Annotated in this window: 20 protein-coding genes; 12 read left to right on the top strand and 8 right to left on the bottom strand. The window is 44.9% G+C overall.

What is annotated here, in order from left to right; all coding sequences use genetic code 11:
* Positions 1 to 151: 151 nt before the first annotated feature.
* The gene (dnaN, locus tag FEF09_RS00150; protein WP_012788290.1) at positions 152 to 1,270 is read right to left on the bottom strand and encodes a DNA polymerase III subunit beta; all 1,119 of its coding nucleotides are present in this window, start codon (positions 1,268 to 1,270) and stop codon (positions 152 to 154) included.
* Between the two features lie 347 nt (positions 1,271 to 1,617).
* Between dnaN and FEF09_RS00145 the strand changes: the two genes are divergently transcribed.
* Positions 1,618 to 2,877: a pyridoxal phosphate-dependent aminotransferase gene (locus tag FEF09_RS00145; protein ID WP_146302730.1), complete on the top strand. Its 1,260-nt coding sequence runs from the start codon at positions 1,618 to 1,620 to the stop codon at positions 2,875 to 2,877.
* 102 nt (positions 2,878 to 2,979) lie between these two features.
* Here the strand turns inward: FEF09_RS00145 and FEF09_RS00140 are convergent, their stop codons facing one another.
* Positions 2,980 to 3,471 (bottom strand): hypothetical protein, encoded by a 492-nt coding sequence (locus tag FEF09_RS00140; protein ID WP_146302728.1) that lies wholly within the window; start codon positions 3,469 to 3,471, stop codon positions 2,980 to 2,982.
* A gap of 487 nt (positions 3,472 to 3,958) precedes the next feature.
* Complete coding sequence (locus tag FEF09_RS32615; protein ID WP_261387267.1) at positions 3,959 to 4,081, bottom strand: hypothetical protein; 123 nt, start codon at positions 4,079 to 4,081, stop codon at positions 3,959 to 3,961.
* 1,018 nt (positions 4,082 to 5,099) lie between these two features.
* On the opposite strand from FEF09_RS32615, the gene FEF09_RS00135 reads away from it, so the two are divergent.
* From FEF09_RS00135 to FEF09_RS00115, 5 genes are read left to right on the top strand one after another with little or no spacing between them, the layout of a single operon-like run.
* Positions 5,100 to 5,714: a TetR/AcrR family transcriptional regulator gene (locus tag FEF09_RS00135; protein ID WP_146302726.1), complete on the top strand. Its 615-nt coding sequence runs from the start codon at positions 5,100 to 5,102 to the stop codon at positions 5,712 to 5,714.
* A gap of 9 nt (positions 5,715 to 5,723) precedes the next feature.
* Complete coding sequence (locus FEF09_RS00130) at positions 5,724 to 6,335, top strand: TetR/AcrR family transcriptional regulator (protein ID WP_146302724.1); 612 nt, start codon at positions 5,724 to 5,726, stop codon at positions 6,333 to 6,335.
* Between the two features lie 52 nt (positions 6,336 to 6,387).
* Positions 6,388 to 7,749 (top strand): TolC family protein, encoded by a 1,362-nt coding sequence (locus FEF09_RS00125; protein ID WP_146302722.1) that lies wholly within the window; start codon positions 6,388 to 6,390, stop codon positions 7,747 to 7,749.
* A gap of 31 nt (positions 7,750 to 7,780) precedes the next feature.
* On the top strand, positions 7,781 to 8,842 hold the full coding sequence (locus FEF09_RS00120) for an efflux RND transporter periplasmic adaptor subunit (RefSeq protein ID WP_146302720.1): 1,062 nt from the start codon (positions 7,781 to 7,783) through the stop codon (positions 8,840 to 8,842).
* 6 nt (positions 8,843 to 8,848) lie between these two features.
* A complete protein-coding gene (locus FEF09_RS00115) occupies positions 8,849 to 12,028 on the top strand; it encodes an efflux RND transporter permease subunit (protein ID WP_146302718.1) in 3,180 nt (1,059 codons plus the stop codon).
* 109 nt (positions 12,029 to 12,137) lie between these two features.
* On the opposite strand, the gene FEF09_RS00110 is transcribed toward FEF09_RS00115, so the two are convergent.
* Positions 12,138 to 13,553: a nicotinate phosphoribosyltransferase gene (locus FEF09_RS00110; protein WP_146302716.1), complete on the bottom strand. Its 1,416-nt coding sequence runs from the start codon at positions 13,551 to 13,553 to the stop codon at positions 12,138 to 12,140.
* Between the two features lie 11 nt (positions 13,554 to 13,564).
* The gene (locus tag FEF09_RS00105; RefSeq protein WP_146302714.1) at positions 13,565 to 14,476 is read right to left on the bottom strand and encodes an NUDIX domain-containing protein; all 912 of its coding nucleotides are present in this window, start codon (positions 14,474 to 14,476) and stop codon (positions 13,565 to 13,567) included.
* A gap of 274 nt (positions 14,477 to 14,750) precedes the next feature.
* Here FEF09_RS00105 and FEF09_RS00100 point away from each other — a divergent pair, with 274 nt between their 5' ends.
* From FEF09_RS00100 to FEF09_RS00090, 3 genes are all read left to right on the top strand, one after another.
* Complete coding sequence (locus FEF09_RS00100) at positions 14,751 to 15,560, top strand: helix-turn-helix transcriptional regulator (RefSeq protein WP_146302713.1); 810 nt, start codon at positions 14,751 to 14,753, stop codon at positions 15,558 to 15,560.
* A 106-nt stretch (positions 15,561 to 15,666) separates the two neighbouring features.
* Positions 15,667 to 16,473 (top strand): SDR family oxidoreductase, encoded by an 807-nt coding sequence (locus FEF09_RS00095; protein ID WP_146302712.1) that lies wholly within the window; start codon positions 15,667 to 15,669, stop codon positions 16,471 to 16,473.
* 201 nt (positions 16,474 to 16,674) lie between these two features.
* A complete protein-coding gene (locus tag FEF09_RS00090) occupies positions 16,675 to 19,104 on the top strand; it encodes an FtsX-like permease family protein (RefSeq protein WP_146302711.1) in 2,430 nt (809 codons plus the stop codon).
* An 8-nt stretch (positions 19,105 to 19,112) separates the two neighbouring features.
* Here FEF09_RS00090 and FEF09_RS00085 read toward each other — a convergent pair whose 3' ends face one another.
* The 3 genes from FEF09_RS00085 to FEF09_RS00075 are packed head-to-tail and all read right to left on the bottom strand — an operon-like array spanning position 19,113 to position 21,912.
* On the bottom strand, positions 19,113 to 19,799 hold the full coding sequence (locus tag FEF09_RS00085; protein ID WP_146302710.1) for an NUDIX hydrolase: 687 nt from the start codon (positions 19,797 to 19,799) through the stop codon (positions 19,113 to 19,115).
* 48 nt (positions 19,800 to 19,847) lie between these two features.
* Entirely contained in the window at positions 19,848 to 20,258 is a 411-nt protein-coding gene (locus FEF09_RS00080) for a hypothetical protein (RefSeq protein WP_146302709.1), read from the bottom strand.
* Positions 20,259 to 20,295: 37 nt separating this feature from the next.
* On the bottom strand, positions 20,296 to 21,912 hold the full coding sequence (locus FEF09_RS00075) for a M20/M25/M40 family metallo-hydrolase (protein WP_146302708.1): 1,617 nt from the start codon (positions 21,910 to 21,912) through the stop codon (positions 20,296 to 20,298).
* A gap of 251 nt (positions 21,913 to 22,163) precedes the next feature.
* On the opposite strand from FEF09_RS00075, the gene gcvT reads away from it, so the two are divergent.
* The 3 genes from gcvT to FEF09_RS00060 all read left to right on the top strand — a co-directional run bounded on the left by gcvT (position 22,164) and on the right by FEF09_RS00060 (position 24,573).
* Positions 22,164 to 23,252 (top strand): glycine cleavage system aminomethyltransferase GcvT, encoded by a 1,089-nt coding sequence (gcvT, locus tag FEF09_RS00070; protein ID WP_146302707.1) that lies wholly within the window; start codon positions 22,164 to 22,166, stop codon positions 23,250 to 23,252.
* Positions 23,253 to 23,285: 33 nt separating this feature from the next.
* A complete protein-coding gene (locus tag FEF09_RS00065) occupies positions 23,286 to 23,759 on the top strand; it encodes an SRPBCC family protein (protein ID WP_146302706.1) in 474 nt (157 codons plus the stop codon).
* Positions 23,760 to 23,844: 85 nt separating this feature from the next.
* Complete coding sequence (locus FEF09_RS00060; RefSeq protein ID WP_146302705.1) at positions 23,845 to 24,573, top strand: 2-phosphosulfolactate phosphatase; 729 nt, start codon at positions 23,845 to 23,847, stop codon at positions 24,571 to 24,573.
* Positions 24,574 to 24,720 lie beyond the last annotated feature (147 nt).

Genomic DNA, 24,720 nt, shown 5'->3' with positions numbered 1-24,720 from the left:
AAGTCGTTACTGTCCTTATTGCTGCTATTAATTTACGACTTTTTCAAATAATAAATCTTTTGAAAGTGGCTGTGGTAAAAGAAAAAAGCAATCTCCTTGTGAGAGATTGCTTTATAAATAAACATTAGTTATTAGTTGTTGGAGTAGCGGCTTAGTTATTCAACATAAGCGGCATAACCAGCATCAACAGGTCTTCGTTTTCTTCTTTTTCAGAAGGTTTCAGGATACCTGCTTTGGTTGGTGTAGAAAGTTCGATAGTGATTTCATCACCTTCTGCTGCGTTCAGCATTTCGATGAGGAACTTCGCATTGAAAGCGATCTGCATATCATCGCCGGTGTACTGGCAACTCATACGCTCATTACCTTCGAAAGAGAAGTCTACGTCCTGTGCAGACAGCTGCAGTTCGCTACCGGTGATGCTCAGGGCTACCTGATTGGTGCTCTTGTTAGCGAAAACGCTTACGCGTTTCAGCGCGTTCTGGAAATCACTTTTTGCGACTGTCAGGCGATATGGGTTATCTTTTGGAATAACCACTTTATAGTCAGGGAATCTTGCGTCGATCAGGCGACAGATCATCTGAGCGCCATCGTGCATTACGAAGAAGTGGTTCTGGCTATAGGCGATTTTGATTTCGCTATCGTTGTCAGGTAATGCGGATTTCAGCAGGTTCAGCGGTTTTTTAGGCACGATGAAAGTTTCTGCTTTCGGGCATTCAACGCCGGTTCTAACGTATTTTACCAGACGGTGAGCGTCGGTTGCTACGAAAGTGAGGCTGGTTGGTGTCAGTTCGAAGAAAACACCTGTCATGGCAGGACGGAGATCGTCGTTGCTCACAGCAAACAGGGTTTTGTTGATCGCTGTAACCAGGGCCGTTGCTGAAACGGTGAATGAAGTTGTATCATCCGCTGCAGGTTCTTTCGGGAAGTTCTCCGGATTCTCTCCCATCACCTTGTACTTACCGTTGTCGGAAGTAATTTCAACCGCGTATGAGTTAAGATCTATATGGAACGTGAGCGGCTGGTCAGGCAGGTTTTTGAGTGAATCCATCAGGATTTTAGCCGGGATACAGATACGGCCGCTTTCTTTGGCTTCAACCTCCAGCTTTACCTTCATCACAGTCTCGAGATCCGTAGCTACTACAGTCAGTTCGTTCTTATCGATCAGGAAAAGGAAATCTTCCAATATAGGCAACACCGTATTCGAGTTGATTACCCCGCTGATCTGCTGCAATTGTTTTAACAAAGTAGAGGAAGAAACGATAAACTTCATGTGATATATTGTATTTACTTTTTGCTTTATTCAAAAATAGCCGTTGTAATGGCCGGTGAGGCGATTGACCGAAATTCGGATTTTGTTAACCGCACTAAAAATAGGCTTTTTAAGAATGCGCACAAAGATAGAAAGAAATGTCAAGTATCGCGCTAATTACAGATATTACCGGAAAATGCAATGTTAGATAAAGCGATGATTAGTAGTTTATTTATTAAATGAAATCTAATAAACTGCTGTTTTATTAATATGATATAAAAAAATCTGCTCTTTCTTTTAAATGATGTTCATATCCTTTAGCTTTGCGGGCGCAAAAAAATATTTTTAAAACTAAAATTCTTTGGGTTATGAAACTGTCTCATTTAGCCGAAACGTTGATCGGGTCTGAAATTATTAAGCTGGCCGGTGAGATAAAGGAGAAACAGGCCAAGGGCGAGAAGATCTACAATTTTACCATTGGGGATTTTGACCCTAAGGTATTCCCAATTCCGGCTGAATTTGAGGAAGAGATCATAAAGGCTTACAAGGAAGGATTTACTAACTACCCTCCGGCAGACGGTATTCCTGAGCTGAGAAAATCAGTAAGTGAGTTCATCGCTGAACACGAAAACCTGACCTACGATCCAGCGAAGGAAATTGTTATCTCCTGCGGTGGTCGTCCGATTATCTATGCAACTTTCAGAACAATTGTTGACAGAGGTGAAAAGGTAGTTTATGCTACTCCATCCTGGAACAATAACCACTATACACATTTCCTGGAGGCTGAACACGTTGTACTGGAAACCAAACCAGAAAACGATTTCATGCCGACTGCTGCCGAACTGAAACCACTGCTGAAGGGTGCTACCCTCCTGGCGCTGTGTTCTCCGCAGAACCCAACCGGTACTGCTTTCGGTAAGCAACAGCTGGAAGAAATCTGCGATCTGGTAATTGCTGAAAACAAGAGCCGTGGTGCTGATGAAAAGCCACTGTATGTAATGTTCGACCAGATGTACTGGGTACTGACTTTCGGTCAGACACAGCACTATACACCGGTTTCCCTGCGTCCTGAACTGAGAGACTACACCATCTTCATCGACGGTATGAGTAAAGCATTTGCTGCAACCGGCGTAAGAGTTGGTTGGGCTTTAGGACCTGCACACGTGATCGGCAAGATGAAATCTATCCTGTCTCACGTAGGAGCATGGAGCCCGATGGCAGAACAGCATGCAGCTGCGCGTTACCTGCGTCGTAAAGACGAAGTGAATGTATACCTGAAGAAATTCAAAGGTGAAGTAGAAGAGCGTCTGCAGAAGATCTACGAAGGATTTGACAGCCTGAAAAAAGCAGGTCATCCGGTAGAAGCGATCGCTCCACAGGCAGCTATTTACCTGACCCTGAAAATCGATCTGGCAGGTAAGAAAACAGCTGACGGTACTGTATTGGCAGATCAGGCAGCGGTTACTTCCTACATCCTGAACGAAGCTAAACTGGGTCTGGTACCATTCTACGCATTCGGCGCTCCTAAAACATCTCCATGGTATCGCCTCAGCGTAGGTACCTGCGTAAAAGAGGAGATCCCGGCAATGATCGCTCAGCTGAAAGCTGCGCTGGAAAAGCTGCAATAGGATTTTAAATGGCAAGCAACATAAAAGAAGAAAGGCCGCCCCGTCTCAAACGGAGCGGCCTTCTTCATGATAGGTGTGGTGTTGAAAGAAGGGAACATTTACTTAGTGTCTGTCCCGGCCACGTCCCCCACGGTCAGCACGGCCATTATGGTCGTCACGGTGATCTTTCTTCCACTGGCCGTGATTCGGGTGGTACTTGTTAGCCCAGTATTTCTCCTCTCTGCTGTCACGGATCGCTATCTGGTCATGTTTACCCCTGTAGTTGTAATACTGCTGACGATATTTGTCATGCGTCATATAAGGTCTGTTAACCCCATTGATCACTACTTTGTGCGCATGATAAACATCGAAGTTTGCATACCTTGGGGGTAGTGCTCTTGATCTTACCCAATTATTGCCATTTCTATAAACATATACCTGGGCCGGTACATCGTAATAACATTCTATGTCGGGCAGATAGTAGTAATCCACGTGGTCATAACCAACAGGACCCCATACCGGCTGTCTTCCTATATTGATACTAACATTGATCTGGGCCATGGTTGTAGCTGTAAATCCGGTTACGGCAATCAGCAGAAGCATTAACTTTTTCATAGCGTTTGATTTTACCTATGTAAGGCAAAACAAATGCCCGATCCATGCCAGTCAAGGCGTTCCGAGATGTAGGTGTAAAATGTGTCGGCTAAAAGCGTGAAAAATGAGACCATCCGGTCAGAAGGGAAAAGACCTGTTTACCCCCCTGCTGAAAGTGAAATTCGCAGGGAAAAATAGCTGCAAGTGAAGCCTGTTGTATTGATGCAGGCTTCCGGTGCTCCCGGCTGGCAGCTTTTAGATAACCCTTATCAGGATCGAAATGTTTTAGGTTTATCCGAAAAAGATTTGTGTTTTTTGGGTGTAAGTGGTTTGAATGGTACCTGAGTGAAGGGAGATTGACTGGTTAATCCATAGTCTGACTATACTCATGCTACGTTAATGCTACGTTTTAAAGGTAGCATTAACGTAGCATGAGTATAGTCAGACTATGTTGTAAGGGGGAGTCCTTCTGCGGTGGTTTTGGGTGTTTAGTGGATGAAGTTCGTTTTTAAGGCGATTGGGGGAAGGAAGTGTGTTGGGCTGCTTCTGCTGCGGTTTCATATACCAGTGCGGACTGACGCCCGTTTTTAAGATGATTGGGCAGTGGTGGTATGGCCAGACGGGGGAGCATTGGTGTACGTTAGCTGGATGCAGGGGACGGGCTAAGGTCCGCACAGGTATATGAAACCTTCGCTGTAAGCGCCGGTTGATTAATTAATAGGAAGGTCCCGGTAATTGGGATACCGGACGATGAGCTAAATGTGCCATCGGGGAATAGTTAACATACTTCATACATGCTTTATACACGCTTTATATATGCCACATCTCTGCTTCCCTCGTTTTAGCCATATTACTCATCTCACAATTAATTAACCAACAGGCTCTTCCGGCAATGGTTTCAGATGCCTGAGCAGACCTTCGCTCGTCCCGCTGCATCCAGCTAACGTTCATTAAAGTAACTATTGCACAGCCCGGCTACCACAGCCCAATCGTCTTAAAAACGGGCGTCAGTCTGCGAGGTATCTGAAACCATAGCAGAAGCAGCCCCCATATTCTTACCTCTTTTTCAGCCATCTCACCCATCCCACAATTAAATAATCAACAGGCTCTTCCGGCAGTGGTTTCAGATGCATGAGCAGACCTTAGCCCGTCCCCTGCATCCAGCTAACGTTCATTAAGTTACTATTGCCCCGCCCAGCAACCACAGCCCAATCGCCTTAAAAACGGGCGTCAGTCTGCGAGGTATCTGAAACCATGGCAGCAACAGCCCCACTCTTCCCCCGCTCAATCATCTTAAAATATGCTTTAGCCTGCTATATATCTGAAACCACCAAATTAGCAATCCAACCTTCTCCTTTCCCTGCCTCCCAAAACACCTTTTTCCCGGTTTCCGGGTTTTCCAGCGTTCTCTTATCCTCTACTTCAAAAAATTTTTTAATCCCACATTTTTTGACCAATCGAAGAAATTAGATTTATTGACTTATTATAAGCAATTTATTTTCAATCAACTGCATTTTTGACTTTTTGACTTTTCAACTATCTGACTTTTAAGGTCAAAAAGTTAATCAATTGTTAAATGGTAAACAGGTTTTACTATTCTGCGATTTCTTACTATTTTTGACTCCGAAACTAAAAAAGTCAAAAAGTTAATGCTTGCTGAGAACAAAGATGAAATGCGGGAGAAAATCCTGGAGGCAGCTTTGAAAAGATTCATGCACTATGGTGCAGGGAAAACAACTATGAATGAGATCGCAGATGACCTGCGTTGTTCAAAGGCATCACTGTATTACTACTTTTCTGATAAAAAGACATTGCATAATGCCGTGCTGATGAAAATCGGGGAAACGTTTTTTCAGGAGCTGGAGGTAGAAGCCGACAGAACAGATATAACGTCTGAAGAGATCTTCTTCAACCTGATCGCGATTAAAATACAGTTCGTAGAACGTTTCAGCCGTCTGGAACTGTTTAAGATACTCAATGATAAGTCTGAAGAGATTCAGCAGATCGTCAGGACAGTGGAAGCGAGAGAGTATGTAATGCTTACCAAAGTAGTTAAGAAAGGAGTTGAGACCGGCGAATTTGACGTCGCCAATCCGGAGGAAATAGGCATACTGTATAAAGATGCCATGGAAGGCCTCCGTTTTGCAGGAATGAGTTGTATGCCGGAATCAATAGTTGAATTAGATAAAGAAGGATTCGAAAAGATAGTAGCACAGCAGAAATTGCTGACGGAAATATTCGTAAGAGGAATAAAGAAACAATAAACAGGAAACATGCCAGTCAAAGACCGGATATTGGAAACAGCGCTCAGGATGTTCAGAATGTACGGCATTAAGAGTGTAACAATGTTTGATATATCGAGAGAGAGCGGAGTGTCAAAGAAGACGGTATACGAACATTTCAGGGACAAAGAAGAACTGGTGCAGGAAGGTATAAGATCCATGCTGAACGGTCACGGACAGCATCTCGAAGATTTTCGCCAGCAATCTGCTAACGCTATCGAGGAGCTACTCAAAGAGGTGAAGTACATGGAGGAAATGGGTAATACCATCAATCCGGTGATGTTGTATGAAATGCAGAAATACCATCCGGATCTCTGGCTGGAAGTGGAAACGTTCAAGAAGGATCATCTGATACGTGCCATTACCGCCAATCTGGAAAGAGGGATCCGGGAAGGATGTTACCGCAACGATTTTAAGCTGAACATCATGGCACGTATGCGATTATTGCAACTGGAAACGGTTTTTCAGCCGGCACTGTTTCCCGCTACGGAGTTCAATATGCCTGAAGTCATCAGGGAAATTACAGCGCATTTCTTACTTGGAATCGCCACAACACAGGGACGTAAACTAGTAGCAGAATATCTACAGATAAAAGAAGACTAACCACCTTTAAATACTATATCCGCCAACTAAAAAAATCAAAGAAAACATACGGATGAAAAGGATAATGTTAACGCTTATTCTCTTAATGGGAATAGGGGGATATACCTCCTATGCGCAATCGGAACTGTCGTTGCAGGAGTGCCTTAAGTATGCACTCGCCAATAACCAGCAACTGGCACGTACCCGGATGGAAGAAGAAATGGGCCGTTTCAAAACCAGCGAAGTAAGAGCAAGAGCACTGCCACAGGTAAACGCGCAGGGTCAGTATACTAATAATATCAAGAAACAGGTAATCCCTGTTCCGGGTGAATTTGCAGGTGGCGCACCTGGTACCACGCTCCTGCTGGAAGCCGGTGTAACGCACAACGTGACAGCCTCCGGTACCGTAACACAGGAAGTATATAATCAATCCGTATTTACCGGTCTGAAAGCCGCAAAAGCAGGCGAAGATTATTATCGCATGCAGACAGCGCAAAGCGAAGAGACGGTGATCTATAACGTAACACAGCTATACTACAGCACATTGGTTTCCCGCGAGAAAACAATCGTACTGGATGCCAATATCGAGAAGATGACAAAGCTTGTCGAAACAACCTCTTCTCAGGTAGAAAACGGTCTTGCCCGTAAAATAGATCTTGACCGTATGCGTGTGAACCTGACGAACTATAAAACACAACGTACACAGGCACAGAACCAGTTCCAGCTGCAGTCAAATCAGCTGAAACAAATGATGGGCATGGCTGTAACCAATCCAATCAATCTGCCTTCCACCTCCTTTAAAGAAATTGAAAGTAAAGCAACACCTGCTGATTTCGGAGGCATGAGTCTGGACAACAGGATCGAATACCGCCTGCTGAAAAAACAGGAAGAATTGCAGACATTCCAGAAAAGAGCTTATCTGGCGGAGTATTATCCTTCATTGGCCCTCTCCGGCAACTACTCTTATAATGGTATCAGTAACAAATTTGACATGTTGAAATCAAAATCCAACGGATCAACTGCCAGTTGGTATGATATGGCCGCTGTAAGCCTCACCCTCAAAATTCCAATTTTCGATGGTTGGGCACGCCGCTCCCGCGTAGGTCAGGCAAATGTTGCACTGAAACAGATCAAAAAAGATATGGAGGCCACTACCCTCTCCCTGAATACACAGTACGAGAACGCGAAACTGCAGGTACAAAATAACCTCAGTACTATCAAAGCGCAGAAAGAGAACGTAGATCTGGCCAACGAAGTGTATAACTCTACCCAGAATAACTATAACCTGGGACTGGCCAATCTGACAGACCTGCTGGATGCTGAAACATCCCTGATCTCTGCTCAGAACAACTACAACGAAGCTTTATTACAATATAAGCTGGCAGAACTGGATATCGTTAAATCAAATGGTAATCTCAAAAGCCTGCTGAACTAATTAAACCGCTAAAAACCGCATACCGAACTATATGAAAAAGATTCTTATCTGGAGCGCAGTGACCATCGCAGCTGTTGTATTGATCATGTGGAAACTGGGCGCCAATAAAAAAGCCAACGAAGCCAAAACGGAATTTGTAAAGACGAGCAATGCAGGGGAAGTACCCGTACTGGTGGAAAAAGTGGTGAAATCTGATTTCTCTCAAGGCTTTCTGGCCAATGGTAACTTCACTCCTTTCCGTGAATTGACTTACCTCTCCGAAGTAACCGGCCGTATCAATAAACTGCTGGTAGACGAAGGAACCGTTGTAAAACAGGGGCAGGCAATTGCAAATGTGGATGGTGAAATACTGAGCACAGACCTGCAGGCGGCTAAAACCAATCTCGAACAATTGAGAGTGGATAAAGAAAGATATGAGGCTGCCTTTAAAACAGGTGGTGTAACCAAAAAACAGGTAGACGACGCTACACTTCAATACGACCTCGCTAAGACGAAATATGCTGCTGCCAGCCGTCGTGTAGGTGATACTTATATCAAAGCGCCTATCAGCGGTGTGATCAACAAGAAATATGTAGAGCAGGGTGCTTACCTCTCTCCCGGCAATAAAATGTTCGATATCGTGGACGTTTCCCGTTTGAAACTGGCAGTATCCGTTCCGGAACTGCAGGTGGTAAACCTGAAAGAAGGGGATAAAGTACGGGTGACTTCCAGCGTGTTTCCCGAAGTGAGCTACGAAGGTCATGTAACCTTTATCGCTGCGAAAGGAGATAATACCCTCAACTACCCTGTTGAAATGGAAGTAACCAACAACAGTGGAAAACAACTGAGAGCAGGTATGTATGGTACGGCACATTTCGAAATGAAAGACGCGATTCCGACAATCCTTGTGGCTCGTACTGCTTTCATCGGTGGAGTGAACAGCAATCAGGTATATGTACTGGATAACAATGTAGCTAAAATACGTAAGGTAGTAGCCGGTCGTATCTATGGCGACAAAGTGGAAATAAGAGAAGGCCTGAATGAAGGTGAAACCGTTATCACCAGCGGACAAATCAACCTGGTAGACGGATCTAAAGTATCCGTACAAAAATAATCAACTATGAAGATCACAGAAGTATCCATAAAGCGACCCACGATAGTGGTGGTAGTCTTTACCATCCTGACGCTGCTGGGTGTGATGAGCTATAAGTCACTCAACTATGAGCTGCTGCCGAAGTTTACTTCGCCGGTAGTGACCATTGCCACCGTATATCCAGGTGCTTCGCCTAAAGAGGTGGAAAGTACCATCACCAAAAAGATCGAGGATGCAGTAGCATCCATGGAGAAGATCAAGAAAATTATCTCCAAGTCTTCAGAGAGTTTATCTACCGTAACGGTTGAATTGAATAACGATGCGAACGTAGACATCGCCCTGCAGGATGCACAGCGTAAAGTGAACGCGATCCTGTCAGATCTGCCTACGGATGCAAAAGCGCCTTCGCTGAACAAATTCTCTTTGGATGACTTACCAATCATGACACTGTCTGCTACTGCCAATATGGACAGCAAGCAGTTCTATGACCTGATCGATAAAAAGCTGCAACCACTCCTATCCCGTTTACCGGGTGTGGCCCAGATCTCCCTGATCGGTGGTCAGGAACGTGAGATTCAGGTGGATATCGATCCAAAGAAACTGGAAGCATACAAACTATCTATCCTGCAGGTAAGACAGCTTATTACCAACGCGAACCTGGACTTCCCTACCGGTAAGGTGAAGACACAGGATCAGCAGATACTGGTACGTCTCGCGGGTAAGTATAAAGACGTAGATCAGCTGCGTAATCTGGTATTATCTACCACTGCTACCGGTACACAGATCCGTCTGAAAGATGTTGCAGATGTACAGGATGCACAAAAAGACGTAGATCGTCTGGCACGTGTGGATGGTACAAGCTCCATCGCATTAATGGTACAGAAACAGAATGATGCGAATGCGGTAACCGTGAGTGAGGAAATGAAGAAAGCCATCGCATCCATCGAAAAAGACTACGCTGCTGCTAATCTGAAAATATTTATTGCGAACGACTCTTCCGACTTTACACTGGAGTCAGCGGACTCCGTAATACATGACCTGATTATTGCGATTGTGCTTGTAGCAGCCGTAATGTTGTTGTTCCTGCATAGTATCCGTAGTGCCATCTTCGTAATGATCTCCATCCCGGCTTCACTGGTAGCAACATTCATCGGTATGAAGCTATTCGGGTTCTCCCTGAACCTGATGTCCTTACTGGGGCTGTCACTGGTAGTAGGTATCCTTGTGGATGATGCGATCGTGGTACTGGAGAATATTTACCGTCACATGGAAATGGGTAAGAACAGAGTACGTGCGGCATTTGACGGTGTGAAAGAGATCGGATTTACCGTAACCTCCATTACATTGGTAATCGTGGTGGTGTTCCTGCCTATTTCACTGACCAACGAACTGGTATCAAAGATCCTGCGTGAGTTCTGTGTGGTGGTAATGATATCAACGATGCTCAGCTTGTTGTCTTCTTTCATGATTGTACCATTGCTGTCCTCCCGTTTCGGAAAGCTGGAACATATCACCGGTAAGAATTTCTTCGAAAAATTCATCCTTTGGTTTGAAGCACAGCTGCAGAAATTTACTGACTGGATGACGTCTATCCTGAAATGGGCACTGACCCACAAACGCTATACCCTGATAGTGGCTATTGGTTTGCTGGTACTGTCTTTCATGTTGGTAGGTAAAGGTTATATCGGTGGTGAGTTTATTCCGAAAGGCGACCGTGGACAGTTCATTGTTGTACTGGAGATGCCAAAGGATGCATCTGTAGAACAAACCAATCAGGCAACCCGTAAAGCAGAAGCATATCTCTCCAAAAAACCGGAGATCACCCGTCTGATTACAACAGTTGGTCAGACCAGTGAGGATGGTTTTGGTGTGTCTCAGTCTACTGCTTATAAATCAGAGATCACAGTAATGTTGGTAGATGCAGAAGAACGTATGGACGGATCTGATATCTATGCTGCAAAAACGAAAGTAGAGTTGAGAAAACTGCTGCCAGGTGTGAAACTGAAAACGATGGACGTGAGCATTCTGGGTACTGCAGAAGCTTCTCCTGTAGAGTTGGTAGTAATGGGTACTGATATGGACAGTGTAATGAACTATGCAAAATCAGCGATGGGTGTACTGGCGACTATTGATGGTACCAGTGACGTGAAACTGTCAGTAGAAGAAGGTAATCCGGAGATCAACGTACAGGTAGACAGGGATAAAATGTCTGCACTGGGTCTTACACTGGAAGGTGTGGGTGGTACGATGCAGACGGCATTCAGCGGTACAGCGGATGATTCCAAAGTGAAATTCCGTCAGGGTGACTACGAATATGATATCAATATCCGTTTTGATGATTTTGACCGTAAGAATCTGGATGACGTATCCAATATTGAGTTTATCAACAGTCAGGGACAATTGATCCGCTTATCACAATTTGCAACGATCACCGAAGGTTCTGGTCCGAGCAGACTGGAAAGAAGGGATAAGAATACATCTATCTCCGTAAAATCTCTGGTAGTAGGTCGTCCTTCCGGTTCCGTACAACAGGAATTTGCTACAAAGCTGGAAACACTGCGTAAGCCGGTTGGTATCAGTTATCTGTGGGCTGGTGATGCGGAAAATCAGGGTGATTCCTTTGGTACACTGGGTGCAGCCCTCCTGATCTCTATTGTGATGGTATATCTGATCATGGTGGCGCTGTATGATAACTACATTTATCCATTCGTGGTATTGTTCTCTATCCCGTTGGCGATCATCGGAGCATTACTGGCACTGGCATTGACCAATAACACATTGAACATCTTTACCATCCTGGGTATGATCATGCTGATCGGTCTGGTAGCGAAAAACGCGATCATTCTTGTAGACTTCACCAACCAGATGAAGGAACAGGGACAGAGTACGATGGAAGCATTGATTCATGCGAACAATGCCCGTCTGCGTCCGATTCTGATGACTACCATTGCGATGGTTATCGGTATGTTGCCAATCGCATTGGCTACAGGTGGTGTGGCTGCGACTAAGAATGGTCTGGCATGGGTAATCATTGGTGGTCTGATCAGTTCCATGTTCCTGACACTTATCGTAGTACCGGTGGTGTACAAGATTGTGGACAGCATTATGGACCGCTTTGGCTGGAACAAGCCATCTGCTAAGCGACTGATCCGTCAGCGTCTGGTAGCGCCATATGCGGCAGAAATTGAAGAAGCTTCATTGAATTAATCATAAAGATTTTAGTTACTAATAGTGTAACAGTTGTAGGTTTAAACAATAGGCCGGAGTATTCCTACTCCGGCCTTTTTTGTTGAAGGGGGCAATCAATGAAGAGCGGTTAAATAGTTGCGTTCTTTCTGATCTGTTCGAAAGAATATGCTTTTGTGATCTCGCCATTTTCGAAGACTGTTACCAGCTGGTCAGCCAGCTCTGGTGCTTCATTTTCAGGAAGAGATGTATAAGTACCGTTTTCCACTACCAGCTTTTGTTTACCGGACTTGGACTTCTTGAAGGATACGCGGGTATTACCATTGGCATCCAGTTCAAGTGGATTTTTCTGTACGTTGATGTGTTTACCATTTACCTGTGCGTAAGAGCATTTCAGGGCGTATTCCTGTGTATCTCTGTTTACGCGTTGCAGCAAAGCGCCTCCCATACCCAGTACCAGATTTTCTGCACTGATACCGGCCTTTTTGAGGGCTTCGAAGATCGGAGGAATGGAAGAATAACTGATACCATCACCTTGTATCACTCTCACCTGTGGAGGTAAGACTTTGTAGCCTTTTTCATTGACAGTGTAACCGAAGGTTTCCATCAGGATTTCAAATACTTTCAGCAGGGTCTGAATGGCGTCACCGCTATCAGGACGGATCACCAGCGTGCCTTGTCTGCTGAGGATCTGTTCTTTCAGCTCGGTACCCCAGTATTCACGGCAGGCACGCAGAATATTGTAAGAGTCAGATACGCAGGCGATAGTGCCGGTAGGGAATGCATTCAGTATGTGACGGAATATTTCTACTTCCCCTTCTTCACCCAGCATGGTTACGATAGAGTGTTCTGTAGCCGGAATAGAGAGACCGGGAGCTACCGGCGCCTGATAATAACGTTTGGCAAAAGTGGAACCGATCAGGGTGTCACTACCAGAGAAGTTGATCAGGTGAGCGCTACCGCCTATACCGGCGCTTTCTACTGAGCTGGCGCCACGGAAACCAAAATCATTCAGTACGAAGTCAATTCCTCCGAATGCAGCTTCACTGGCAGTCTCGTTATAGTATTGTTTAACTGTTTTTTTGATCTCTCTGGACAGGGTGGCCACTGTACATGGATACCAGATCTGCATCAGGAGGGTTTCCAGAAAGTTGGTCAGCCAGTAACAGTTAGGGTCTGTATTTTCAATGGTCATCAACACGTTACGTACACCGGTGACTGTACCTTCAGGTACTGCCTTGATGCGGACAGGAAGGCGACCTCCGTGCTTTTCGATGATATATTCGAAACGGGTGCGATCGAATACATCGTTACGACCGAAGACTTCCAGTAAGTTAGCTTCCGCTTCGTCAATTTTTTCTTTGGTGATAACAGCACCCTGGAGGTATTCCATCAGGAAATACTGGAGTCCGTAGAAGACGGTTTCATTGAATTTACCGCCTCTGCTTTCGAAATAAGAATAGATATATTCTGTACCGGGGATGTAAAGTTTGTGGTGGGAGTATTTGTAGGCATCAGCTAACAAAATGAGGTTTTCCTTTGTCATGATTCGTCAGTTTAGTCGTTTGTAGAATATTTTTCAGCTAATTTTTTTAACAGTGGGATGTGGGTGCTAACAATTTCACCTTGGGTGATCATAGTGGTTATCGCGTCCACTTTTACCCATCTCATATCGGCCAGGTCATCATCAGCGGCGGGTTCTCCAAACAGCAGGTCGGTGCTGAACAGGGTAGTAATGATCTTGTCAACTTCGGAGCGATAGCGCCAATCGTCCATTTGTAAAGACAGTTCATATTGCATGGGGCTTGTCTCTACAGGGCCACATTCTTCCAGTAATTCCCTTTTGGCGGCGATATCGAAGCTCATATCCTGCGGGTCGGTAAAGCCACCGGGCAGACGCCATCCGCTTTCAGCTGATTTACGTCCGAGAAGCAGTTCACTACGGTTGTTGCGGAACAGTGCGATATCAACAGTCGGATAAACTTTTGGATAAAGGTTATAGGTGCTGTAGATGATACCGGCACGGAATTCTTCTGTATCAAACACTTTATCGGAAATCGCTTCCCTCTGGGCAGTTGCGTTGAAGTCCTGAACCGGAGGTAAGTCTGCGGTAGGGAAACGACCGGAATAGAACGGAATGAAACTATCGCGGCTACCGTAAAGGATGAATGTTTCGTTATTGAAGTTATTACCCAGCATTTCGTCCAGTTTGCGGGACCATCCTTTATCAGAAGGCTGGTCGCTTAAAGGCAGCACAATTACTTCCGGAAACAACTTCTTGATCATGCGTTCGCGGGTATAATAATCCAGCGGGTTTTTGCGGCCACCCTTGATCGGGCTAACGCCAAGTACGATGATCAGCCTGTTATGTTTGGCTTTTACTTCTTTGATCAGTTGCAGATGCCCTTCGTGCAGGGAAGGTGTCTGGAACCTTGCTATTATTACTCCTGTAGGCTTTAGCATTGTCATAGAATGTTGTTTTGTGTATTTGTTACACAAATGTATACAAGTTTGTTATATGAGCAAAATATTTTCCGTAATTTTTACACAAATGCCCTTTTCAAGTGGGATCAAATAACATTGGATTTATTTTAAGCGATTGTTTTTGAGATGCTTGTGAATATAAAAATTATTTTTGTTTTCTTCTTCTTCACTGAGCTTCTCACGAAAGTAAATTTGAGCTTTATACGAAAACGACGAAACATAATAATCTTCAACTTTGTGGTGTGCTTAAACGCTGGATATGGAAAAGCAGATTTATGCGGAGGATAAATTACCGGGTATTCTGTATTCTCACCTTGATTGCAAGGAGATGGTGGGAGAACAGTTTGTGATAGAACATGGTGTATGTTATATGTTTTCCGGTGTGTTCAAGGTAGCGGATGCTATGGCAAGTACTGCCTTCAGAGCGGGCGAGATGTTGTTTTTCCGTAAGAATTTTCTTGCCAAGTTCGTAAAACATCCAGAGGATGGGGCTGATTTCAGGTCTATTGCAGTTGTCTTTGACAGGGACTTTTTACTGGAATTCAGTAAAGAGCATGGATATGTCTTTGAGACGGCCTATCCTACTAATCGTGCGGTATTAAAACTTGAGCCTGACATCCTGATACGCAACTTCTTTGAGACACTTGCACATTATTTTGATTCATCACTGCACGATCATCTTGCCAAACTAAAGAAAAAGGAGTTGTTGCTGTTATTGCTTCAGTTGCAACCGGAGTTGAAGAACGTGGTTTTTGATTTTAGTATACCGGGTAAGATAGATCTGGAGGCTTTTATGCAGCAGAACTATCGTTTTAATGTAGATATGAAAAGGCTGGCATTCCTGACGGGAAGAAGTCTGGCCACTTTTAAGCGCGATTTCCAGAAAACATTCCATACTACGCCTAATCGCTGGCTGCAGCAGCGGCGGCTGGAAGAGGCCCATTATCTGCTGAAGGAGAAACAGAAACGTCCGTCAGACGTCTATCAGGAAGTTGGCTTTGAAAGCCTCTCTCACTTCTCCTACGCTTTTAAGCAGTTTTTTGGTGTCAATCCATCCAGTATTCATTAAATAATCAAATAATCAATCAGTTAATAATGGCAGGCCTGCCGGGAGATGATCATTTCCCGAATGGAAAAGGTATGCCTGATTCTTTCAAAAAATAAGCAGATCACATATGAAAAAGGTCATTTTAATCACCGGTGCATCTACCGGGTTGGGAAAGGTAACAGCACAACTATTTGCAGCAAAAGGTTGGACAGTGATCGCGACTATGCGTGATCCATCACGGGCAACAGATCTGGATCATGAGAATATTCAGGTGCTGCCATTAGATGTAACAGATCTGGCACAGATAGAAGATATAGCGAAGAAGGTGACAGCAAACGCACCCGTAGATGTTGTATTTAATAATGCCGGCTATGGATTAGTAGGTGCATTAGAGGCATTGACTGACGAACAGATCGTACGACAGCTGAATACCAATACGCTGGGCGTGATCAGAGTAACGAAAGCCTTTGTACCTTATCTGCGTGCACAGGGAAGAGGGTTAATCATCAATACAACGTCCATCGCCGGATTAACTACTTATCCTCTGGGCTCTTTATATCACGCCAGCAAATGGGCGATAGAAGGTTGGAGTGAAAGTATGTCATTTGAGCTGGCGCCACATAATATCCGTATTAAAACAGTATCTCCCGGCGGTATTACCACTGATTTTATGGGGCGTTCTCTGGATCTGGCACAGCATGAGGCCTATACGCCTTTGTTCAATAAACTGATGGCAGGTATGGATGGCGATAACTCCATCATACATTTCAGTACGCCTGAACAGATAGCGGAAGTGGTGTACGAAGCAGCCACTGACGACAAAGACCAGTTGCGATATCTGGCCGGACCAGATGCCAAAGCTGCTTATGCGCGTCGGGTGGAAATTGGTGCGGAAGCTTTCAGACAGGAAGTGGCGGAAAGATTTGCTGTGTAACTCATTTTCCAATGCACGTCTGCAGAAAGCCGGGATATTACTCCCGGCTTTCTGCATTATACTATATTGCTGTTCAGAACCGAACATGCATTGTCCGGTAAAGACACATGATCGGGTATCTCTTTGATCGTATTTTGTTGATAATGAATAGATTTCGTTTTTGACCTATTTTTTGCACAAAAGGTGGTAATTCCCCTGATTATGATGAACAGTAACTTCAAACTTTCCTTCCGCGCCCTTTGGAAGAATAAGTCATTCTCCCTGATCAATATACTGGGATTGGCAGTAGGTATTGCTGCCAGTTTGCTCATCTTTCTGGTTATTCATTATGAAAAGAGCTATGATGCTTATCAGAGCCGGTATGATCGAATTGTCAGAATGGTGACCATAGACCATAATCCTACTACCGGAGAGGTAACAGGGTCACATAGTATGGCTCCCCGTCCGCTGGCGGATGCTTTGCGACGGGACTTCCCGGGACTGGAGAAAGTTGCCGCGATGCAGGGAGTTGGATCTGCACAGTTTTATATACCGGTGCAGGGACAGGACGAAAAGAAATATAAGGTGGACAGAGGGGTCTTTTTTGCAGAACAATCACTGTACGACATTTTTGATTTTAGCTGGATAGTTGGTAATACAAAAGGGCTGGAGGAACCTAATACCGGGGTAATCAATGAGTCAATCGCCCGCAGGTTTTTCGGTACGCCGGAAAATGCCATTGGTAAAACCATTCTGATGTGGTCCTACCGTGTGCCTTTACGTATTACCGGGGTATTTAAAGATCTGCCGGAAAATACGGATGTTCCGGTGTGTATAGGAGGTTCCTATCAGACATTCAGGAATTTGATAGGAGCCGATTGGGATAACTGGCGTAGTCTGGGTGGTGGCACACAACTATTTGCCTTGTTGTCACCCAATCAGGAGCTTGCTAAGTTACAGGCACAGAGTGCAGCCTTTGTAAAAAGAAATTATCGTGAAGAACAGGAACATGCGCTTACACGTGTAGATCTGCGTTTTCAACCGATGCGTGAAGTGCATGTGGACAAGCGTTTTGATACCCTGAAGAAAGATAATCTGAGTCCGCAGGAACTATGGGGCATGATGTTGATTGGCACTTTCCTGCTAATGGTTGCTTGTGTGAATTTTATCAACCTTGCAACGGCACAGTCTATTAACCGGGCAAGGGAGATCGGGGTAAGAAAGGTATTGGGTAGCGATCGTCCACAGCTGATCAGACAATTTCTGCAGGAGACAGCATTGATTACAGGACTGGCAGTTGTATTGGGCAGTCTGATGGCATTGATCGCGACGCCTTATCTGGGTGATCTTATGGGCAAGCAGCTATCTATGAATGTATTGCATTCCCCCGCTATAATCCTGTTTTTGGTGATTATTGGTGTAGTAGTGACTATACTGGCAGGCTTCTACCCAGCTCTGGTACTGTCCGGGTTTAATCCTTTGATGGCAATTAAAAGCAGGATCAGCAACCGGACGGTAGGTGGTATCTCTTTGCGCCGTGGTCTGGTGGTGTTTCAATTTGTGATCGCTCAGTTACTCGTAATCGGGACACTGGTCGTTATCAAACAGATGTCTTTCTTCCGGAACAAGTCTCTGGGATTTGAGAAAGAGGCTGTGGTAATGGTTGATCTGCCAAGTGATAGTTCATTGAAGGTGCGGTATCCTTATCTGGTAGCCGAGATGAATAAACTGAAAGGTGTGGAAGCGACTAGTTTATGCTGGACGGCACCGGCTTCTAATGCGATACAGTTAAGTGACTTCTATTTTAGTAATGATACAGAGAAACAGCCTTATTCTGCAAAGCGGCTTTATGGTGACTCTGCTTATTATAACCTGTTCAGAATGAGTCTGGCGGCTGGCAGGCTGCCTTTCCCCAGTGATACGATGAGAGAATTGATGATTAATGAAACACTGGTTAAACGACTGGGGCTGGGATCATCTGAAGAGGTACTCGGCAAAACGATCAGGTTTACGGAGGGGAAGGCCTATCCTATTGTGGGGGTTGTGAAGGATTTTAATGATAATTCCCTACGGGATGGTATTTCGCCTGTTGTGATTGCACCGGATTTTAATGGCTATGGAACCTTAGCGTTGCGTCTCCGAAAGGATGAAGTGAATGCAACATTGAAGGCCATAGAAAAAAGGTTCAAGGAGATCTATCCGACCTATATGTATGATCTGACCTTTGTAGATGATAGTATCAGGAGTTTTTACAGCAATGAGGCATTGATCGCTAAGTTGTTCCAGATATTTGCTATACTGGCGATCTTCATTTCCAGTCTGGGACTTTACGGACTGGTGTCATTTATGGCAGTGCAGAAGACGAAGGAGGTAGGGATCCGGAAGGTGTTGGGGGCTTCTATACAAAGCATTCTATATCTGTTTTCAAGAGAATTCACCATCCTGATAGGCATTGCTTTTCTGATAGCCACACCGGCAGCATATTATTTTATGCATCGCTGGTTGTCAGGATTCCATTATCATACCGATATGGGTTGGGAGATATTTCTGCTGGCAATTGTATTGTCGCTGGTGATTGCCTGGCTGACAGTAGGATATAAGGCGGTAAGGGCCGCTACGGCCAATCCGGTAAAGAGTCTGAGGGCGGAATAAGCCGTTCCTCAGATCTCGAATGTGATACCTTCTTTTTTCAGTTGGAAATAGCGTTCCTCATTGAAGCTGTAAAGCTTGGCAGGTCTTCCGGCAGAAGGGTGTTTCTGCTTTTCGTTATGACCTTTCAGGATACCGAGGTGATTAATCTTTTTCTGGAAATTCCGGCGGTCAATGGGTCTGTCCAGTACTGTTTCATACAGTTTTTCCAGATCAGAGATCGGGAACTTATTATCCAGCAGTTCGAAACCAATGGGTTCATACCTGATTTTAGCGCGTAGGCGCTGGATAGCAGCATCTACTACGATCGCGTGATCGAAGGCGAGATCGGGCAGATTTTTGATATCGAACCAGTTTGCATCTTCTGCATCAGAGCTGGCTGCCAGTTTGAAATTGGTCGGATTTACGAGACCGAAGTAGGCAACAGAAACGATTCTGCCGCGGGGGTCTCTTTCCGGTTGACCAAATGTATAGAGTTGTTCAAGGTAGTTGATATGCACACCGGCTTCCGTCAATAATTCACGGGTTACAGCTTCTTCGAGCGTTTCCCCATCAATGACGAAACCTCCGGGCAGTGCCCAGCGGTGCATGAAGGGTGGAATGGTGCGTTTGATGAGCAGTACGGAAATACTTTCTTTTGCCGTGTAGCCGAAGACCACCGCATCCACACAGAGTCTTATGTTTTGCTTAGGTTCCAAATCGAGTTCTAAAAATTATCGCCGGTGATAGTAGCCCGGCATAAAAACCTACATATTAATATAGTGTTCCACCTGTGTTGTGTCTCTTTTTAAATTAAGGAACAGGGGATTTTTCATCGGGTCGAAAATGATGATCACATTTGCTGCTGCCGGGGTTGTTGGTTCCGGCATATCGATAGTCACCTGCTGTCTGTTATTCCTGCGGAATTGCAGTACCTCTTTATCTGCTACGTGACGAACAAAGCCATGACGTTCCAGATAGGATACCAGCTGTTGTTTACGCACCAGTATCGAGTCTGTCTCCGGGGTGCCGGTGACAGGTTTTACTTCGCGTACAACGTAGCATTTTTCTGTAATCACATCGAGTTTGGTTTCATCATTATTTTCTTCACGCGTACGTGTCTGATTACACGAAAAGCTAAATACTGCCAGACCCAATATGAACAAAACAGGCTTCATACAACGATATTAAGGGATGCAAGATATTATAAAACGGTCAGAATTGGATATCAAATACTTTTTCACTGTCTTCCCTCCTGACTTTTACGGTGGTTTTGTCTCCTTTTTTGAAGTCAGACAATGCCTGCATATAATCTTCCAGATTGACAATTGTGTGTGTGCCCAGTCCGACTATCACATCATTGGCAAGTATACCTGCTTTACTGGCGGGTTTGTTATCTGATACGCCATCAACTCTTACCCCCGGTTTCTGCCAGGTATAGTCCGGCATGATACCCAGCGTAACAGTAAAACGCGCACTGGTGGACGTTTGTTTATCACGGGTTTTGGTAAATGCCAGTTTCTCCATGCCGTTCGTTTTTTCTACCAGCTCATATACTACTTTCAGGACGGTGAGCTCTCCATCGTAATTGATTTTGGTCGCTTCATCCGAAGGTTTATGGTAGTCGCTGTGTGTACCGGTAAAGAAGAACAGCACGGGTACATTTTTGAGATAGAAAGAAGTATGGTCAGACGGGCCGGTACCAGAAGAATCGTAGGTAGTACGGACGCTTGCAGGAATGGTTTGCTGCAGCAGTGCCGGCCATGCCGGTGAGGTGCCTATCCCTCCTACTTCCAGTCCTTTGGCGGGGTCCAGTCTCCCGATCATATCCATGTTGATCATGTAATTGAAGGAAGATATTGGTATAGAACTGTGTTCTGTGAAATATTTAGATCCGAAAAGACCGAGTTCTTCGCCTGAGAAGGCTACAAACAAGTAGTTGTATTTCTGTAGTTTAGATGCTTTCAGTTGTCTGGCCAGTTCCAGGAGCGCGGCAGTGCCACTGGCATTGTCGTCAGCTCCATGGTGAATAGTCTGATCATTGGGTGCCATGGAGTTATGGTCTTCGCCATGACCCAGATGATCGAAATGCGCACCGATGACGATGGTATTGGCGGCTTTGTTATCTATATGTCCGACAACGTTTGTACCTGTACGTCTGCCGGAGGCAAAATCCACCTGCATATCTATCCTGAGATCTTCGGCATCGTCCAGCACTTTGCTGATTTCACTGTTGACCCATATTACAGGTATTTTCAATGGTTCAACAGGGACGGACAACCATTTCTGTACATCTTTGGGAGTCTCGGTGCCATTATAAAATATCACACCGGTAGCGCCTGCTTTGGCTGCTTCTCTTGCGTTTTGTCTGTATATCTCCAGTGGATCGGCGTGTGGAGACATCTCAAAATCTTTTACGTTGAAGAGCCAGATGTTGTCTGGTTCATTCACGTCCGGGAGTACATCTCCTTTAGCGCTCTTTTGTGCGCTGAAGGGCATGGGTATGAACTGTTCGCCGGGCGTTAGGGTGGATCTGTTGACGGTCAGATGGGAAGAGGTGGCAATCAGTTTGCCTTCGCTTACTAAAAAGGTCTGGAGATAACCACTGTCTCCGGCGGGTGTCAGACCGGCCAGTTTCATCTGACTGGCGATATATTCAGCTGCCAGTTGTTCGCCGGGAGTACCTGTACGGCGTCCTTCCAGTTTATCGCTGGCGAGATAGGTGATATGTGTTTGTAAGTTGCCTAATGTTTTACGATCGGCCTTTTTTTGGGCGTTAAGTTGCGTAGTAAAGGGTAATAACAGTGCCAACAGGCATGTGGTGTGCTTCACAGTTGTTGATTTTTTAAAGTCCACGGATAGTGCCGGCAGACCTGGTTTCATTTGCAAAGATACGTATCTAAGTAGCTGGTTAGCAACGAACGCCTTGATTTACCGGCAATGCACTGCTTACGGGGAGGCAATTATTGCACCAAAAACACTATTTAGCCATCGAATTTGGAAAATCAACCTATTTTTGCGGGGCTTAAACAAAACTTGAACCTAAAAGCATACCCAAAACAGAACCGATCATTAGTTTATTTATGAAGAACACACCATTTACACACAAACACATAGCGCTGGGCGCTAAGATGGCTCCTTTTGCAGGGTATAATATGCCTATTTCCTACACTGGTATTAATGAAGAACACCTGGCAGTCAGGAATAATGCAGGGGTGTTTGATGTAAGCCATATGGGTGAGTTCATCCTGAAGGGAGAGAATGCGCTGGACCTTATCCAGCGGGTAACAAGCAATGATGCTTCAAAGCTGACGGCTGGTAAAGCGCAATACAGCTGTTTACCTAATGATGAGGGGGGTATTGTGGATGATTTGCTGGTATATTGTATTGAAGAGAACAAAGTATATATGCTGGTAGTAAATGCGAGCAATATAGAAAAGGACTGGAACTGGATCAGCAAGTTCAATACAAAGGGTGTGGAAATGCACGATATTTCTGAAAAAACCTGTCTGTTAGCTATTCAGGGCCCGAATGCTGCAAGCATTTTACAACCGCTGACTACTGTGGAACTGGTGAACCTGAAATATTACACATTCGCTAAGGGCGAATTTGCAGGCGTACCAAATGTGGTGATCAGTGCTACTGGTTATACCGGTGCTGGTGGTATCGAGATCTATTTTGAAGATAAAGATGGTGCGGCTGAAAAGATCTGGGATGCTATTTTTGAGGTAGGCGGTCCTAAGGGGCTGAAGCCTATCGGTCTGGGTGCCCGCGATACGCTGCGTCTTGAAATGGGTTTCTGCCTGTACGGTAACGACATCGATGATACTACTTCTCCGATGGAGGCTGGTCTGGGCTGGATCACTAAATTTACCAAAGACTTTACTTCCCGCGATAAATTTGAGCAGCAGAAAACAGCAGGCGTAACCCGCAAACTGGTTGGTTTTGAAATGGTTGACAAAGGTATTCCGCGTCACGATTACGAAATCAAGGATGCTGCAGGTCAGGTAATTGGTAAGGTAACTTCTGGTACACAGGCTCCTTCTATGCAGAAGGCGATTGGTCTGGGATACGTAAAAACTGAGTTTGCGGCCCAGGATTCAGAGATTTTTATTGCCGTAAGGGATAAATTACTGAAAGCCAAAGTTGTGAAGGTGCCATTTTTGAGTTAAGTTGGCTAAATTGCAAAAAACCATATCTATTCTATGCCGACAATTCATGTCACAACCGTAATTTATGCTCCCCTGGAGCGGGTCTTTGACCTGAGCCGGAGCATTACATTGCATAAGCGCAGTATGGCGCATATGCAGGAAGACGCTATACATGGCCGTACAAACGGACTGATAGAGCAGGATGAAACGGTAACCTGGCAGGCTAAGCATCTGGGTAAGTTGCGGCGGCTGACCACCCGTATCACGGAAATGCGTAAAACAGACTATTTCTGTGATGAAATGGTGGCAGGGGATTTTACCTATATGAAACATGAGCATCATTTCAAGGCAATAGGGAATGGCACAGTAGCAATTGACATCATGGAATTTGGCACTCCGTACGGCTGGATGGGAAGATTATTTGAAAGGTTTTACCTGAACAAATATATGACCGAGCTGCTGAGACTACGGAACAGCGTAATAAAAGATTATGCGGAGACTGAAAAGTGGAGAGTAATATTAGATTAATATACAATTAGGAATTAGGAATTAAGAATCGGGGCCGTTGTGTCCAAATTCTTAATTTTTAATTCCTAATTCCTAATTGAATGAAATGGGAGAGCAGAAACCAGGACTGGAAGTGTGTTTATCACCGGCTTTATTGCATTTGTATGATGTGAAGAATAGTATTGTGGTGATCATTGACGTATTGAGAGCTACGTCTACTATTTGTACCGTATTGTATAATGGCGCCAGCCGTGTGATACCGGTAGCAACTGTACCCGAATGTGTCAGCATTGGTGAACAGCTGGGTGAAAATGCCATTACTGCAGGAGAAAGAGACGGAAAGATAGCAGAAGGTTTGCTGCACGGGAACTCCCCTTTTGAATACCCCAGAGAATTTATACAGGACAAAACGCTGGTACTGACTACTACAAATGGTACCAAGCTGTTGCATATGGCCAAAGACGCCATTGCGATCATCACCGGTTCCTTTCCTAACATATCTGCCGTTTGTGATTACCTGATAGCTCAGGGCAAACCAGTTATTCTTGGTTGCGCTGCCTGGAAGGATCGCGTCAACATGGAGGATACTTTATTTGCCGGAGCGGTAGTAAATCGTATCAGGGAGCATTTTACGGTGGATTGTGATTCTGCTGTTGCAGCAGAGGCACTTTACATTACTTCAAAAGACAATATCCACGAAGTAATGAAGCAGGCATCCCACTACAAACGTCTCGCAAAATTCGGTCTGGAGAAAGATATCCGGTACTGTCTGACCCCGGATGGCGCCAATGTGCTGCCTATCTACCGGAATGGAGAGCTTGTTGCCGCGGAATAGCTGCAAGATAATTTCTTTTCTTAAAGTGTTTGTTTCTGGAAGTGATGCGATGTAGTGTAGACACTACTCAAGCTGTAGCTTTTTAGGATTTTTCTGCGTACTTTTGTGAATTGCCTTTTCATCAGCTGCTAAATATTTTAGCGTTTA

Source organism: Chitinophaga pinensis, from assembly GCF_007896845.1.
GTDB lineage: Bacteria > Bacteroidota > Bacteroidia > Chitinophagales > Chitinophagaceae > Chitinophaga > Chitinophaga pinensis_C.
Note: the sequence above shows the minus strand (reverse complement) of the source record. Positions and strands in the feature narration are given on the sequence as shown.

Excerpts from the sequence above, each read along its gene's own strand:
- FEF09_RS00100 (WP_146302713.1), top strand. The coding sequence starts at position 14,751 with ATGGAAAAGCAGATTTATGCGGAGGATAAATTACCGGGTATTCTGTAT.
- dnaN (WP_012788290.1), bottom strand. The coding sequence starts at position 1,270 with ATGAAGTTTATCGTTTCTTCCTCTACTTTGTTAAAACAATTGCAGCAG.
- FEF09_RS00090 (WP_146302711.1), top strand. The coding sequence starts at position 16,675 with ATGATGAACAGTAACTTCAAACTTTCCTTCCGCGCCCTTTGGAAGAAT.
- FEF09_RS00110 (WP_146302716.1), bottom strand. The coding sequence starts at position 13,553 with ATGACAAAGGAAAACCTCATTTTGTTAGCTGATGCCTACAAATACTCC.
- FEF09_RS00105 (WP_146302714.1), bottom strand. The coding sequence starts at position 14,476 with ATGACAATGCTAAAGCCTACAGGAGTAATAATAGCAAGGTTCCAGACA.
- FEF09_RS00065 (WP_146302706.1), top strand. The coding sequence starts at position 23,286 with ATGCCGACAATTCATGTCACAACCGTAATTTATGCTCCCCTGGAGCGG.
- FEF09_RS00135 (WP_146302726.1), top strand. The coding sequence starts at position 5,100 with ATGCTTGCTGAGAACAAAGATGAAATGCGGGAGAAAATCCTGGAGGCA.
- FEF09_RS00145 (WP_146302730.1), top strand. The coding sequence starts at position 1,618 with ATGAAACTGTCTCATTTAGCCGAAACGTTGATCGGGTCTGAAATTATT.
- FEF09_RS00095 (WP_146302712.1), top strand. The coding sequence starts at position 15,667 with ATGAAAAAGGTCATTTTAATCACCGGTGCATCTACCGGGTTGGGAAAG.
- FEF09_RS00130 (WP_146302724.1), top strand. The coding sequence starts at position 5,724 with ATGCCAGTCAAAGACCGGATATTGGAAACAGCGCTCAGGATGTTCAGA.
- FEF09_RS00115 (WP_146302718.1), top strand. The coding sequence starts at position 8,849 with ATGAAGATCACAGAAGTATCCATAAAGCGACCCACGATAGTGGTGGTA.
- gcvT (WP_146302707.1), top strand. The coding sequence starts at position 22,164 with ATGAAGAACACACCATTTACACACAAACACATAGCGCTGGGCGCTAAG.
- FEF09_RS00125 (WP_146302722.1), top strand. The coding sequence starts at position 6,388 with ATGAAAAGGATAATGTTAACGCTTATTCTCTTAATGGGAATAGGGGGA.
- FEF09_RS00080 (WP_146302709.1), bottom strand. The coding sequence starts at position 20,258 with ATGAAGCCTGTTTTGTTCATATTGGGTCTGGCAGTATTTAGCTTTTCG.
- FEF09_RS00060 (WP_146302705.1), top strand. The coding sequence starts at position 23,845 with ATGGGAGAGCAGAAACCAGGACTGGAAGTGTGTTTATCACCGGCTTTA.
- FEF09_RS00120 (WP_146302720.1), top strand. The coding sequence starts at position 7,781 with ATGAAAAAGATTCTTATCTGGAGCGCAGTGACCATCGCAGCTGTTGTA.
- FEF09_RS00140 (WP_146302728.1), bottom strand. The coding sequence starts at position 3,471 with ATGAAAAAGTTAATGCTTCTGCTGATTGCCGTAACCGGATTTACAGCT.
- FEF09_RS32615 (WP_261387267.1), bottom strand. The coding sequence starts at position 4,081 with ATGCTCCCCCGTCTGGCCATACCACCACTGCCCAATCATCTTAAAAAC.